Origin of the sequence: Sphingomonas sinipercae (genome assembly GCF_011302055.1) — a bacterium.
In the GTDB taxonomy this organism is placed as follows: domain Bacteria; phylum Pseudomonadota; class Alphaproteobacteria; order Sphingomonadales; family Sphingomonadaceae; genus Sphingomicrobium; species Sphingomicrobium sinipercae.
This window is the reverse complement of record NZ_CP049871.1, coordinates 997397-1010733: the sequence shown is the minus strand read 5'-3', so window position 1 is coordinate 1010733 and position 13337 is coordinate 997397. Positions and strand designations below refer to the sequence as shown.

Sequence of the window (13337 nt, the reverse complement as noted above, 5' to 3'; positions counted from 1 at the left end):
CGCGTCCGTCATTAGCATGGCTTCACAAGCCGTGCGATGAAAAAGCCGTCGGTCCCGTCCTGTTCCGGAGTAAGCAATTTGCCTGCCCCGTCCTTCCGGCCGATCCCGTCCAGCACCTCCTGCGCGTTCCAATCTGAACGCTCCCCTAAGAAGCGTTCGACCTGGCTGGCGCCTTCGCGCGCAAGCAGCGAGCAAACCGCATAGACCAGCGTGCCGCCAGGCCGGACGAGCTCGGCGGCAATGCCGAGCAAGCGGGCCTGCGAGGCCGCCAGTCGGTCGAGCCGCTCGGGCGTCAGCCGCCACCGCCCTTCCGGGTTGCGCCGCCAGGTGCCGCTGCCCGAACATGGGGCATCGACCAGCACGACATCGCTGCTTCCCCGCCAATCAGGCAGCTCCGCGACTTCATTGGGCGGGTTGAGCAAGCGGGTCTCGATCCGCGCCCCGGCCCGGGCGGCCCGGGGCACGAGGTTTTGCAAGCGCGCGCGATTGCTGTCGGTCGCCAAGATATCCGCCTCGGGCGCAGCGGCTGCGAGCGCCAGCGACTTGCCCCCCGCACCGGCGCAAAGGTCGAGGATTCGAGCATCTGCTTGCGGCGAACAGGCCAGGGCGATCAGCTGGCTGCCTTCATCCTGCACTTCGACGAGACCTTCGGCGAACTCCGCCCGGTCGTCGACCCGCGATTCGACCGGCAACCGCAGCCCCCACGGGCTCAGCGGGGTCGGCACGGACCCGCCAAACGCCGCCAGCATCGCTTCCCGGGACGTCCGCGCGATATTCACCCGAATGTCGAGCGGCGCGCGCTCCAGCAAGGCGGGCCATTCTGCCGGCCCAACCAGCGGGGAAAATTCTGCCTCAATCCAGCGCGGCACGACGCGGGCCTCCGCCGCCAATTCGCCTTCGACCGCCAGTGCCGGTCCCCGGCCCTCGCCGAACAGGGCCAGCATCTCCGGTTCTGAAAGTGCCAGGCCGAGCATCGCCGACCGCCCGCTTTCGGGCCGCTCGCCGGACCGCCGGATCGCCTGGAATACGAGTTCACGAACCGCCCGCCGGTCCTTCGATCCGGCGTAGCGCCTGGTCTTGAAGTAGCGGGTGACGATCGCGTCGGCGGGCGCCCCTTCCCCGCGCGCGGCCCCGATTACCAGGTCGAGGATCTCGATCGCGGCCTGCAGGCGGGCCGCGGGTGTCATCGGCCACCCTCCCGCTTGCCGAGATAGAAAGAGCGGCTAGCGGGTCGGATAGTTGGGCGCCTCGCGGGTGATGGCGACGTCGTGGACATGGCTTTCCGACAGGCCGGCGTTGGTAATCCGGACGAACCGGGCCCGCGCCTGCAGTTCGGCGATCGTCGCCGATCCGGTGTAGCCCATCGCCGCTTTCACGCCGCCGACCAGCTGGTGGACGATATCGCGCACCGGCCCCTTGTAAGGCACCTGCCCCTCAATCCCTTCGGGGACGAGCTTCAAATGATCCTTGATATCCTGCTGGAAGTAACGGTCGGCGGAGCCGCGGGCCATCGCCCCCATCGACCCCATGCCACGGTACGATTTGTAGGCCCGTCCATGGTAAAGGAACGTCTCGCCCGGCGCTTCCTCGGTGCCGGCAAGCAGCGATCCGACCATCACCGTCGAGGCGCCGGCCGCAAGGGCCTTGGCAATGTCGCCGCTGGTGCGAATGCCGCCGTCGGCGATGATCGGCACGCCTGACGACCGCGCCGCCGCGGCAGCCTCCATCACTGCGGTTAGTTGCGGGACGCCGACCCCGGCGACGATCCGCGTGGTGCAGATCGATCCCGGACCGATCCCGACCTTGATCGCGTCTGCGCCGGCATCGACCAGCGCCCGCGCAGCGTCACCCGTGGCGACATTGCCGGCGATCACCTGGACGCTGTTCGAAAGGGCCTTCACCCGCTCGACGGCGCGGCCGACATCGACATTATGGCCGTGCGCGGTGTCGATGACGATGCAGTCGCAGCCCGCTTCGATCAGCGCCGCGGACCGCTCAAATCCTGAATCCCCGACCGTCGTCGCCGCCGCGACCCGCAATCGCCCTTCGCCATCCTTGGTTGCCAGCGGCGCGGCGACGGCTTTCTCGATATCCTTGACGGTGATCAGGCCGACGCAATGGCCGTCGCCGTCGACCACCAGCAGCTTCTCGATCCGCCGCTGATGAAGGATTCGGCGGGCTTCTTCCTGGCTCGTTCCGATCGGCACCGTCGCCAGATTGTCGCGAGTCATGAATTCGGAGATCGGCTGCCGCGGGTTCTCGGCAAAGCGAACGTCGCGGTTGGTGACGATTCCGACCAGCTTGCCCGACTGCTCGACCACCGGAATGCCGCTGATCCGGTTGCTGCTCATCAGCTCAAGCGCGTCCGCCAGCGTCTGGTCCGGCCGCATCGTGATGGGGTTCACCACCATGCCGCTTTCGAAGCGCTTCACCGCGCGGACGGCGGCCGCCTGCTCCTCGATGCCGAGGTTGCGGTGAAGGACGCCGATGCCGCCAAGCTGCGCCAGCGCGATCGCCATGTCGGCTTCGGTCACCGTGTCCATCGCCGAAGATAGCAACGGGATGTTGAGCGGAATTTCGCGGGTCAGCTGGGTCCGGGTTTCGGCCTGGCTCGGCAACACGCTGGAGGCCAGCGGCTGCAGCAGCACATCGTCGAAGGTGAGGCCCAGCGGGATGTCGGGAGTGTCGTTCTGAACGGCCATATCGGCCCATGGCAGCCGAGCGGCGATTCGCCAAGGGCATCAAAGCAGCGGACGCATCGCTTCTATCCAACGGGCACTGATCTCCGACATCGGTTGCGGCAGCGCGTCGAGCGAGGTCTCGGTTACCGCCTCGACCTCCCAATTCCAGGATTTCGGCCGGTATTCGACGTCACGGACGATAACGAGGGAGGCGGTGTCGCGCTTGAAATCGGTCGGTTCCTGAAAGTCCCGCGCCAGTTTTGCTTCGCCATGCGCAGTCATGCCGATTTCCTCGCGCAATTCGCGCAAGGCGGCTTCCACCGGCGCCTCATGCTCCGACCTGCCGCCGCCCGGCACCCGCCAGCCCGGCGCGTAGCGGAGCCGCACCAGGATCAGCCGGTTGCCCGGCGTCAGCGCGATCGCGTGCGCGCCGAACGTCCGCGGCCTGCGAATGAACCAGAATGCCTTGAGCAGCTTATGCGCGGCGGTCGCGGCAATCCGCACCGCCTTCGTCGTCAGATCGGCCACTAAGCGCCCGCGCGGGCGATCAGCCGGCGGGCGGTTTCGACGTGCATACGCTCGATCATCTCGCCTTCGAACCGTCCGGCGCCCCCACCGAACGCCTCGATGAGGCGCTGGGCGCGGTCAAGTTCAGCTTGCGCGGGCGCGAAGGCGCGGTGGCACGGCGCCACCTGGTTCGGGTGGATCAGGGACTTCCCATCGAAGCCAAGCTGCCGGCTTTCCGCAGCTTCGGCGGCAAAGCCCGCCAAGTCTTCCAGTCGGTTGAAGACTCCGTCGAAGCAGGCGACGCCCCTGCTCCGAGCGGCAAGGACGATGGTCTGCAGCGCCGTCTGCATCGGGCCTCGCCCTGCGCCCGCGGGCAAACGCAGATCGGCGGCGAGATCGTTGGTGCCGGCAATCAGTGCTGCACATTCGGTGGCGATGTCCGCCGAAGCCAGGACTCCGGCGGCGGTTTCGATCATCGCCAAGACGGGCTTGCCGGTGGCGGCGGCGACGCTTCGCGCATCGTCCGGCTGAACCGCGCGCGGCAACACTACGAAGTCGGCCAGCGAGCGGCCGACGGCTTTAAGATCGTCCCGGTGCCATTCGCTGCCCACCGCGTTGACGCGGATTGCGACCAGGCAAGGCCAATCCTGCGCAGCGCCCGACACGGCGGCCTGACGGGCAAACGCCTTGTCCTCGGACCGGACGGAGTCCTCAAGGTCGAGGATCACCATGTCCGCGCCTGCGGCGCGCGCCTTTTCGATGGCGCGCGGGTTGCTCGCCGGCAGGAACAGGACCGATCGTACGTCGAACAGTTCACTATTCACCGCGATTTTCCTTTAGTTCGCATTGCCCACGCAGCATCATCGCTGTCGACTCGATTCCGGGGGATACCATGCTGACCACTTTCATGACCGCGATCGCAGTGCTCGCGCTGCTGTTCGTGATGATGAGCATCAAGATCGTCCATCAGGGCTTTCGCTACACCATCGAACATTTCGGGCGGTTCGTGCGGGTCGCCCAGCCGGGCTTCAACTTTGTGCCGCCGTTCTTCTACCGCGTTGGCCGCAAGATCAACATGATGGAGCAGGTGCTCGACATTCCGGGGCAGGAGATCATCACCAAGGACAATGCGATGGTCGCGGTCGACGGCGTCGTCTTTTTCCAGGTGCTGGACGCGGCCAAGGCGGCATATGAAGTCAGCGACCTTTATTCCGCGCTGATGGCGCTTTCGACCACCAACCTGCGCACCGTGATGGGGTCGATGGACCTCGACGAAACCCTGTCCAAGCGTGACGAGATCAATGCCCGGCTGCTCGTCGTCGTCGACCAGGCGACCGAGGCCTGGGGCGTCAAGATCACCCGGGTCGAGGTGAAGGACATCCGGCCGCCGCAGGACATTTCAAACGCCATGGCCCGGCAGATGAAGGCGGAGCGCGAGAAGCGCGCCAACATCCTCGACGCCGAGGGCTTCCGGCAGGCGGCGATCCTCAAGGCGGAAGGCGACAAGCAATCGCGAATCCTGGAAGCGGAGGGCCGCAAGGAAGCGACCTTCCGCGACGCCGAAGCGCGCGAACGCGAAGCCATGGCCGAGGCCGAAGCGACGCGCGTGGTCAGCGACGCCATCGCCGGCGGCAACGCGCAGGCGATTAATTATTTCATCGCGCAGAAGTACGTCGAGGCGGTGGCCGAATTTGCGCGCTCGCCGAACGCCAAGACGATCCTGTTCCCGGTCGAGGCGACGCAGTTGATCGGTTCGCTCGGCGGGATTGGGGAGATCGCCAAGCAAGCGCTGGGCGGAGATTCGCCGCCGAAGGCACCAGCACCGAACAAGGGAACCTCCGCCGGGCGCGGTGCGCCGCCGGCACTGCCTGGCGTGCCGCGAGTGGAGGGCTGATGCTGGACAACATCGAGCCCGGCTGGCTGTGGCTGATCGGCGGGGTCGTCCTGCTGATCGCCGAGATGATCGCGCCGGGCTTTTTCCTGGTCTGGATCGGCGCGGCGGCGATGCTGACCGGCCTGTTCACCGTCCTGTTCGGGATCGGCGTTGCCGGCCAGCTCGGCCTTTTCGCGCTTTACGCGGTGCTTGCCGTCTTCGTCGCCCGGCGCTGGTACGGCGGCCGGGTCGTTCCGAGCGAGGACCCGCTGCTCAACGATCCGTCGGCCCGGCTGATCGGGCGCAGGGTCACGGCAATCAGCGCAATCGGCGAGCAGTCCGGGCGGGTCCGGCTTGGCGATGGCGAGTGGAGCGCGCGGGGCGGACCGGCCGCTGCCGGCGAGCAGGTGCGCATTACGGGGGTTGAAGGCAATTGCCTGATCGTGGAGGCTGACCGGCAACTTCCCTCTTCCTGACGGAGCGCTGCCTTGACCCGTTCGCCCAACCGCTATTCGAAGCTTTCGCTGCTGGCCCTCGCAACGGCGATGCCGCTGCTGTCCGCTTGCGCGCAGACAGCGCAGGTCGTTACCGCCCCGCTGGTGCAGGCGCCCGCGCCCGCAGCGGTCGACACGCAGGCCAATCAGCGCGCGGCCGCCCTGTTCGTCGAAAGTGCCGGCAAGAACCTGCTCGCCTTGTCGCCCGAAGGCGCGACGGGCCTTGGCATCGACAAGGGGGAATTGGCCTATCTGAAGTCGCGGTTGAGCGATCGCTCGCCGGCGGGGCAGGCGCAGCTTGCCCGGACGCTCGCCGCGGACCTGGCGCGTGCCGAAGCGCTCGACCTGACCGGCGTCGACCATTCGACTCGGACCAGCGTCGAGGTGGTGAAGAGCGCTTATTCGACCGCGCTTGCCGGCTTCCGCCAGCCGTATGGCGACGTTGCGGTCGGCAGTTGGCGCAACACGCCTTATGTCGTCATCCAGAATGTCGGCGCCTATCTCGATGTGCCGCGCTTCCTGGATTCGGAACACCAGATCGAAACCTCCGCCGATGCCGAAGCCTATCTGGCGCGGCTCGCGCAATTCCCGGCGGTGCTCGACGGCGAACTGGCGCGGATGCAGGCCGCCCGGGCGAAAGGGCTGGTGCCGCCCAAGTTCGCTATCGACAAGGCGCTTGAGCAGCTTCGGCCGACCGCCAAGGGCGCGCGCGACGGCGGCTCACTGGTCGAATCGATCGCGCGCCGAACGAAGGAAAAGGGCATCGCCGGCGACTGGGCTGCCCGCGCCCGCGCCATTGCCCGGCAGCAGGTCGCCCCAGCCCTCGACCGGCAGATTGCCGAACTCGAAGAGCAGCGCAAAATCGCCACGGACATCCCCGGCATGTGGTCACGGCCGGGCGGCGATGACTATTACCGGTGGGCGGTCAAGGCTTCGACCACGACCGATATGACCCCGGACGAAATCCACCAGCTGGGCCTCGACACGCTGCGTACCCTTCACGCGCAGATGGACCAGATCCTCGACAGTATCGGCTACACGCAAGGCAGCGTCGGTGCGCGCATGCAGGCGCTTCAGAAAGACCCGAAGTACCGCTTCGCGGACAATGACAAGGGTCGCGCCGAGGTGATGCGGTTTATCCAGCAGCGGCTCGATATCGTTCGCGCGAAGATGCCGCTGGCCTTCAACACGCTGGTTCGCGGCAATGTCGAAGTCCGCCGCCTGCCGCCGGAGGAGGAACCCGGCGCTGCCGGCGCATACGGCGGTGCGGGGTCGATCGACGGCACTGTCCCGGGCAAGTTCTGGATCAACCTGAAACCGGGATTCGAGCACACCCGCTACGACCTGCCGTCGACCACGCACCACGAAGCGATCCCAGGGCACGTGTGGCAGGGCGAATATGCCAACAAGCTGCCGCTGATCCGGACGCTGCTCAGCTTCAACGCTTATTCCGAAGGCTGGGCGTTGTACGCCGAGCAGCTGGCCGACGAGCTTGGCGTCTATGACGACTTCCAGGTCGGCCGGCTCGGCTACCTCAATTCGATCGCCTTCCGCGCCGCTCGGCTCGTCGTCGATACCGGGCTTCACCACAAAAGGTGGAGCCGGGAGCAGGCGCGGCAATTCTTCCTCGACGCGGTCGGCGATCCGAACTCCAGCGAGGTCGACCGCTACGCCACCTGGCCCGGCCAGGCACTAGGCTATGAGGTCGGACACCAGGAGATCAACCGGCAGCGCGAGCGGGCAAAGACCGCGCTCGGGGCAAAGTTCGACCTCAAGGCCTTCGACGACGCGGTCGTGCTCGGCGGCAACGTCCCAATGGACGTGCTGGCGCGTAACATCGACGAGTATATCGCCAGCAAGCGCTAGCGGCCGGTAGGCTGCGGAAGCGGCGCGCGGTCGGGCTCTACCCACCCGCGCCGTGCCTCGACGCTGAACAGGACGCTTTCGCTCCAGAAGCGCAGCGGCCAATCGCGCCTGCCCATCGGGCTGTCGAGCAACGCGTTGGCAAGCCGATGCAGCGGCTCTGCGCCATTCGCAGCGGCGAGATGCAATCGCACGCCGTGCAGGAACGCGCGGGTGATCGTGTCGTGGTACCCCTGCGTATCGTCGTTGATTCCGCCAACGCTCTCGTTGAAGCGGCGGATCAGGCCGGGCAGCTCGGCATCGAGGTCGATGTCAGGCCGCCGGACAAGCAGGTAGAGCGTCGCCCCTAGGTGCGCCTCGTGCGTCCATTCGCTGCGCTCGAGGCGGCAATGCAGCAGCCCTTCGCCGAGATGCTCGATCTCGGCAGCGTCGTTGAAATAGCGGATCGGAAAGCTGGTCATCGATCGGGTCCTACTCAAGGCGCCCGATCGGTGACCGGGCAATCAGGCTGGCGTGGCTTGCGCTTGCGGTTGGGCTTGCTGGCCTTGGCCATTGCCCGGCGCCGCTTGGCGCACGCCCTCGTCGACATGGTCCGCGAACTGCGCGAAATTCTCGACGAACAGGTCGACCAGCTTGGCCGCGGTGCGGTCGTACTCGTCCTTGTCCGCCCAGGTGCTGCGCGGGTCGAGGATGCCCGAATCGACGCCCGGGACCGCGGTCGGCACGTCGAAGCCGAAGTTCGGGTCCTTGCGGAACTCGGCGGACTTGAGGCTGCCGTCGAGCGCGGCATTGAGCAAAGCGCGGGTGGCCTTAATCGGCATGCGCTTGCCGACGCCGTACTTGCCGCCGGTCCAGCCGGTGTTGACCAGCCAGCAATCGACCCCGCCCTTGGCGATCCGCTCCTTGAGCAGGTTGCCGTAGACGCTCGGATGGCGCGGCATGAACGGCGCGCCGAAGCAGGTCGAGAAGGTCGCTTCCGGCTCCGTCACGCCAATCTCGGTGCCCGCGACCTTGGCGGTGTAGCCGGACAGGAAGTGATACATCGCCTGGTCGGGCGTCAGCCGCGCGATCGGGGGCAGCACGCCGAACGCGTCGGCGGTCAGCATCACGATGTTCTGCGGCACCGGGCCAAGGTTCTTTTCCGACGAGTTCGGAATAAAATCGATCGGGTAAGCACCACGGCTGTTTTCCGCGAGGGTCGGGTCGTCGAGGTCGAGCTCGCGCGTTTCCGGGTCCATCACGACGTTCTCGAGCACGGTCCCGAAGCGCTTGGTTGTCGCGTAAATTTCCGGTTCGCTCTCGGCCGACAGGCGGATCATCTTGGCGTAGCAGCCGCCTTCGAAATTGAAGACCGCCGTGTCCGACCAGCCATGCTCGTCGTCGCCGATCAGCGTACGCGAAGGATCGGCCGACAGAGTCGTCTTGCCGGTGCCCGACAGGCCGAAGAAAACCGCGGTGTCGCCGTTCGGGCCGATGTTGGCCGAACAGTGCATCGGCATCGTCTGCGTTTCCGGCAGGATGAAGTTGAGCAGCCCGAAGACGCTCTTCTTCATTTCGCCGCCATATTCGGTGCCGCCGATCAGGATCATCTTTTCGGTCAGGTTGACCGCGATCACCGTCTCGCTGCGGCATCCGTGCTTGGCCGGGTCGGCGCGGAAGCTGGGCAGGTCGATGATCGTATATTCGGGTGCAAAGCCGGCAAGCTCATCCGCCTTGGGGCGAACCAGCATCGTGCGGATGAACAGGTTGTGCCACGCATATTCGTTGACCACCCGCACGTTGACGCGATGTTCGGGCTGCGATCCGCCGAACAGGTCCTGCACGAACAACGTGTCGATAGTGCCGAGGTGGGCGAGGAAGTCGGCCTTCAGCTGCGCCCAATCGGCGGGGTCCATCGGTTTGTTCGACTTGCCCCACCAGACGGTGTCAGCGGTGGTGTCATCCTTGACCGTGAACTTGTCCTGCGCGCTGCGCCCGGTGTGGGCACCGGTGCGCACGACCAGCGGACCGTCCTTGGCAAGCATGCCCTCGCCGCGGCGCACCGCATGTTCGACCAGAGGCGCCGTCGTCAGGTTCCAATGCAACTTGGCAGCGGTCTCGATCCCCTGCTCTTTCAGCCCGATGGTGGCGACCCGGTCGGTCAACGCGCTTTCCTTCCCGTAAAAAAGACAAGCGGCGGCGACCCCATTTTCGGGCGCCACCGCGTGATCCGCTATACAGCGCCTATAACCCCAGAAAAGTTGCGGGGTCAAAAGCGGGGCTCTAGCCTTGTTTCACTATAGTGCCCCGCGTAAGCCGCGCCTTGAGACCGTCTGAATGAGCCATGTGATCGCGCTGGTCGATGACGACCGGAACATCCTGACCTCCGTTTCCATCGCGCTCCAGGCCGAAGGTTTCTCGACCCGCGTCTATTCGGACGGCGCCGCCGCGCTGAAGGCCATCGGCGACAACCCGCCGGACCTTGGCGTTTTCGACATCAAGATGCCGCGCATGGACGGGATGGAGCTGCTCCGCCGGCTGCGTGAATTCAGCGCGATGCCGGTCATCTTCCTGACGTCCAAGGACGACGAGCTGGACGAGGCGCTAGGCCTGGCGATGGGCGCCGACGATTATATCTCCAAGCCGTTTTCGCAGCGCCTTCTGATCGCCCGCATTCGCGCCATCCTGCGTCGGCAGGATTTCGCCAAGAACGCCGCTGAGCCAGGTTCCGAGGAGCAGGAGCCGGAGCTTCTGGTCCGCGGCCGGCTGAGCATGGATCCGGCCCGGCACAAGGTGGTCTGGGACGGGAAAGACGTGGTCCTGACCGTCACCGAGTTCCTGATCCTCGAGACTTTGGCGCAGCGCCCGGGCGTGGTGAAGAACCGCAACCAGTTGCTCGACATCGCCTACCAGGAAGACGTCTACGTCGACGACCGCACCATCGACAGCCACATCAAGCGAATCCGCCGCAAGTTCCGCGCCGTCGATCCGCAGTTCGACGCCATCGAGACGCTGTACGGCGTCGGCTACAAGTTCAGCGACCAGTGAAGCGCAAGAAAGTTCGCGCCTGGTCGGGCCAATGGACCCTGACCCACCGAATCCTGGCGGTGAACATCCTGACCGTGCTGCTGCTTGCGCTTGGGATCATCTACCTCGACGCGTTCCGCAACCGGATCAGCAAGGAGCGGATGCAGCGCACGCTTCGCGAGGCGCAGATCATCGCCATCGTCGTCAATGCGACGGCGCCGGATAGGCAAGCCGATACGGTCGCCGCGATCGGCCAATCGACCCGGAGCCGAATCCGGCTGTACGATTCGAGCGGGAAGCTGGTCCAGGACAGCTGGAGCCAGACCGGGCCGACCTATCGCCTGCGCGACCCGGCGACCGAAGGGTGGACCAAGGAGGCCGCGCGCGCGCTCGACCGCGGGTTCAATGCGCTGGTCGGCGCCAAAGCCGTGCCCGATTTCGAAGAACCGCCGAGGGACCGCTTGTCGGCCTGGCCGGAAGCGGTCGCGGCAGTCGCCACGAAAACCGTCACCGGCGAAATCCGGCAGGCCCCCGACCTGACTCCGGTGATGACTGCAGCGGCGCCGGCCCGCGATGGCGCGGTGCTGGTCACCGCCAACGAGCGGACCCTGACCCGAACCGTCCGCGGCAAGCGGGCGGAGCTTGCAGCGGCGATGGCCCTGGCGATCCTGCTGTCCGTGCTTCTGTCCCTCTTCCTGGCGCGGACCATCGTCCGTCCGCTGCGCCGGATCGCGCTTGCCGCCCACCGAGTTCGGCTTGGCCGCGCCCGGGAAGTTCGAGTCCCGCGCCTGCCCTCGCGCCGCGACGAGATCGGCCTGCTCGCGCGCGCCGTGTCCGACATGAGCCATTCGCTGCGCCAACGGATCGACAATATCGAAGCGTTCGCCGCCGACGTGACTCACGAGCTCAAGAACCCGCTCGCTTCGCTTCGCTCGGCGCTCGACGGGGTGGAGACGGTAAACGACGAACAATTGCGTTCGCGGCTGATCGGCGTGGCCCGCGACGACGTCGTCCGGCTCGACCGGCTGATCAGCGACATCAGCGAGGCGGCGCGGACCGATGCGGAGATGGCGCGGGCGCGGTTCGAGCCGGTCGACCTCGGCCCGCTCGTCCAGCAATTGTTCCAGGCGTGGGACGGCCGCCGCGAAAAGGGCGATGCCAGGCTCGCTTATGCAAGGCCGCGCAAGGACAGTGCGGTCGTGCTTGGCGACGGCAGCCGGCTGGCGCGGGCGATCGACAATTTGATCGACAATGCGATCAGCTTTTCGCCCCCGGGCGGGTTGGTCGAGATCGCAGTCACCCGGGTCGGATCGCAGGTACGGATCCGGATCGACGACGAGGGGCCCGGCGTTCCCGAAGATGAGCGCGAGGCCATTTTCCATCGCTTCCACTCCATCCGGCCGGAGACGGAAGACTTCGGCCGCCATTCCGGCCTGGGCCTCGCCATCGCCAAAGCCATCGTCGAAGGCCATGACGGGAAGATCGGCGTCGTTGACCGCGACGACGCGCCCTCTGGCGCCCGCTTCGTCATCAGCCTTCCAGCGATGGAATCGTGATGACTGGGCCGCGCCTTTCTTCCGAGACCGTTCACGCCAGCACCGTCGCGCTGGACGGTCGGGCGCTGCTGATCAGCGGGCCGAGCGGGGCCGGCAAGTCGGACCTTGCGTTACGCCTGATCGACCGCGGATTTTCGCTCGTCAGCGACGACCAGACCATTGTCCGCCGCGACGGCGACCGGCTGCTTGCATCCGCGCCGCCCTCGCTCGCCGGCAAGCTGGAGATTCGCGGGATCGGAATCGTCGAAGTGGACACGACCAGTGATGTGCCGGTGGCCCTCGCCATCGAACTCGCCGGCGACATCGAGCGGATGCCGGACGACAATCGCCAGCGCGTCATCCTTGGCCTCTCGCTGCCTTTGGTGACGATCGATGCCACGACGGCCTCCGCCGCCGCCAAGGCGGTGATGGCCCTCGACCGGTTCGGGCTGCGATGACCGAGGCCCGCCGCAAACCCCGGCTGTTGCTCGTCACCGGCATGTCCGGCGCCGGCAAGTCATCGGTGCTCGACGCGCTTGAAGACATGGGTTGGGAATGCATCGACAACCTTCCGGCCACGCTGCTCGCGGACTTCGTGGCCGAGGCGCGCCGGACCCGCCGGCCGATCGCCGTCGGCATGGATGTGCGAAGCCGCGGCTTCGACCCGGCCAAGGCCAATGACCTGCTCGGATCGATCCCCGACGTCGAGCCCGGGGTCCTATACCTGGACTGCGCCGGCGCCGAGCTGATCCGCCGGTTCGACAAGACGCGTCGCCGTCATCCGATGGCCGAAGACCGCCCGGCCGAGGACGGAATCGCGAGGGAGCGGAGCCTGACCGCGCCGCTCCGGCACAGCGCCGACTGGGTGATCGACACGACCGAACTGACCCCCGTCGAGCTTCGCGACGAGCTGCGCCGCCACTTCGGCACCGCCAACGACCAGCCGGTGCTGACCCTTGTGTCCTTCGGGTTCGCGCACGGCATTTCCCGCACCGCCGACCTGGTGTTCGACATGCGGTTCCTTGAGAACCCGCACTGGGTCGACGAACTTCGGCCGCTGACCGGCAACGACCAGCCGGTCCGCGACTATATCGCCAGGGATCCGGGCTGGACGGAAAGCATGGACCGGGTCGAAGCGCTTCTCAGGACATGGATTCCCCGCTACTGGAGAGCGGGCAAAACCTATCTAAGCGTCGGGTTCGGCTGCACCGGGGGTCGGCATCGATCGGTCGCTTCGGTCGTCGAAATGGCGGAACGGTTGCAAGCGGCGGGTTTCCACCCCAACATCCGCCACCGCGACCTCGATTCACTGCCCAACGACAGGATCGAAGACGGAATTGGTATCCCGTCGGATAATGAGAGCGAAGCGAGTTAAGGC

At 66.4% G+C, this 13337-nt stretch carries 13 protein-coding genes; 7 read left to right on the top strand and 6 right to left on the bottom strand.

Annotation, left to right across the window (positions count from 1 at the left end):
* Positions 1-11: 11 nt before the first annotated feature.
* From G7078_RS05260 to G7078_RS05245, 4 genes are read right to left on the bottom strand one after another with little or no spacing between them, the layout of a single operon-like run.
* Entirely contained in the window at positions 12-1187 is a 1176-nt protein-coding gene (locus G7078_RS05260; RefSeq protein WP_166093725.1) for an RsmB/NOP family class I SAM-dependent RNA methyltransferase, read from the bottom strand.
* 36 nt (positions 1188-1223) lie between these two features.
* Entirely contained in the window at positions 1224-2702 is a 1479-nt protein-coding gene (gene guaB / locus G7078_RS05255) for an IMP dehydrogenase (RefSeq protein WP_166093723.1), read from the bottom strand.
* Positions 2703-2741: 39 nt separating this feature from the next.
* On the bottom strand, positions 2742-3209 hold the full coding sequence (locus G7078_RS05250; protein ID WP_166093721.1) for an NUDIX domain-containing protein: 468 nt from the start codon (positions 3207-3209) through the stop codon (positions 2742-2744).
* Positions 3209-4012: an HpcH/HpaI aldolase/citrate lyase family protein gene (locus G7078_RS05245; protein ID WP_246166489.1), complete on the bottom strand. Its 804-nt coding sequence runs from the start codon at positions 4010-4012 to the stop codon at positions 3209-3211. Before G7078_RS05245 ends, G7078_RS05250 begins: the two co-directional genes overlap by 1 nt.
* 68 nt (positions 4013-4080) lie before the next feature.
* Here G7078_RS05245 and G7078_RS05240 point away from each other — a divergent pair, with 68 nt between their 5' ends.
* The 3 genes from G7078_RS05240 (at position 4081) to G7078_RS05230 (ending at position 7421) form a co-directional block, all read left to right on the top strand.
* Positions 4081-5082, top strand: coding sequence for an SPFH domain-containing protein (locus tag G7078_RS05240; protein WP_166093719.1), 1002 nt, complete (start codon positions 4081-4083; stop codon positions 5080-5082).
* Complete coding sequence (locus G7078_RS05235; protein WP_166093717.1) at positions 5082-5537, top strand: NfeD family protein; 456 nt, start codon at positions 5082-5084, stop codon at positions 5535-5537. Before G7078_RS05240 ends, G7078_RS05235 begins: the two co-directional genes overlap by 1 nt.
* 69 nt (positions 5538-5606) lie before the next feature.
* Positions 5607-7421 carry a DUF885 domain-containing protein gene (locus G7078_RS05230; RefSeq protein WP_166096163.1) on the top strand — a complete coding sequence of 605 codons (1815 nt, stop codon included), beginning with the start codon at positions 5607-5609 and terminating at the stop codon, positions 7419-7421.
* Here the strand turns inward: G7078_RS05230 and G7078_RS05225 are convergent.
* Together G7078_RS05225 and G7078_RS05220 are read right to left on the bottom strand one after the other, a co-directional pair.
* Positions 7418-7879: a hypothetical protein gene (locus tag G7078_RS05225; RefSeq protein ID WP_166093715.1), complete on the bottom strand. Its 462-nt coding sequence runs from the start codon at positions 7877-7879 to the stop codon at positions 7418-7420. The genes G7078_RS05230 and G7078_RS05225 overlap by 4 nt on opposite strands.
* 42 nt (positions 7880-7921) lie before the next feature.
* On the bottom strand, positions 7922-9562 hold the full coding sequence (locus tag G7078_RS05220; RefSeq protein ID WP_166093712.1) for a phosphoenolpyruvate carboxykinase: 1641 nt from the start codon (positions 9560-9562) through the stop codon (positions 7922-7924).
* Between the two features lie 172 nt (positions 9563-9734).
* Here G7078_RS05220 and G7078_RS05215 point away from each other — a divergent pair, with 172 nt between their 5' ends.
* The 4 genes from G7078_RS05215 to rapZ are packed head-to-tail and all read left to right on the top strand — an operon-like array spanning position 9735 to position 13334.
* Complete coding sequence (locus G7078_RS05215) at positions 9735-10445, top strand: response regulator transcription factor (RefSeq protein ID WP_166093709.1); 711 nt, start codon at positions 9735-9737, stop codon at positions 10443-10445.
* Positions 10442-11980 carry a sensor histidine kinase gene (locus G7078_RS05210; RefSeq protein WP_166093707.1) on the top strand — a complete coding sequence of 513 codons (1539 nt, stop codon included), beginning with the start codon at positions 10442-10444 and terminating at the stop codon, positions 11978-11980. Before G7078_RS05215 ends, G7078_RS05210 begins: the two co-directional genes overlap by 4 nt.
* On the top strand, positions 11980-12417 hold the full coding sequence (locus tag G7078_RS05205) for an HPr kinase/phosphorylase (protein WP_166093705.1): 438 nt from the start codon (positions 11980-11982) through the stop codon (positions 12415-12417). Before G7078_RS05210 ends, G7078_RS05205 begins: the two co-directional genes overlap by 1 nt.
* Entirely contained in the window at positions 12414-13334 is a 921-nt protein-coding gene (gene rapZ, locus G7078_RS05200) for an RNase adapter RapZ (RefSeq protein WP_166093704.1), read from the top strand. The genes G7078_RS05205 and rapZ overlap by 4 nt, the downstream gene beginning before the upstream one ends.
* Positions 13335-13337 lie beyond the last annotated feature (3 nt).

Coding starts and splice junctions, on each gene's coding strand:
- rapZ (WP_166093704.1), top strand. CDS start 12,414: ATGACCGAGGCCCGCCGCAAACCCCGGCTGTTGCTCGTCACCGGCATG.
- G7078_RS05230 (WP_166096163.1), top strand. CDS start 5,607: ATGCCGCTGCTGTCCGCTTGCGCGCAGACAGCGCAGGTCGTTACCGCC.
- G7078_RS05260 (WP_166093725.1), bottom strand. CDS start 1,187: ATGACACCCGCGGCCCGCCTGCAGGCCGCGATCGAGATCCTCGACCTG.
- G7078_RS05215 (WP_166093709.1), top strand. CDS start 9,735: ATGAGCCATGTGATCGCGCTGGTCGATGACGACCGGAACATCCTGACC.
- G7078_RS05240 (WP_166093719.1), top strand. CDS start 4,081: ATGCTGACCACTTTCATGACCGCGATCGCAGTGCTCGCGCTGCTGTTC.
- G7078_RS05235 (WP_166093717.1), top strand. CDS start 5,082: ATGCTGGACAACATCGAGCCCGGCTGGCTGTGGCTGATCGGCGGGGTC.
- G7078_RS05205 (WP_166093705.1), top strand. CDS start 11,980: ATGACTGGGCCGCGCCTTTCTTCCGAGACCGTTCACGCCAGCACCGTC.
- G7078_RS05225 (WP_166093715.1), bottom strand. CDS start 7,879: ATGACCAGCTTTCCGATCCGCTATTTCAACGACGCTGCCGAGATCGAG.
- guaB (WP_166093723.1), bottom strand. CDS start 2,702: ATGGCCGTTCAGAACGACACTCCCGACATCCCGCTGGGCCTCACCTTC.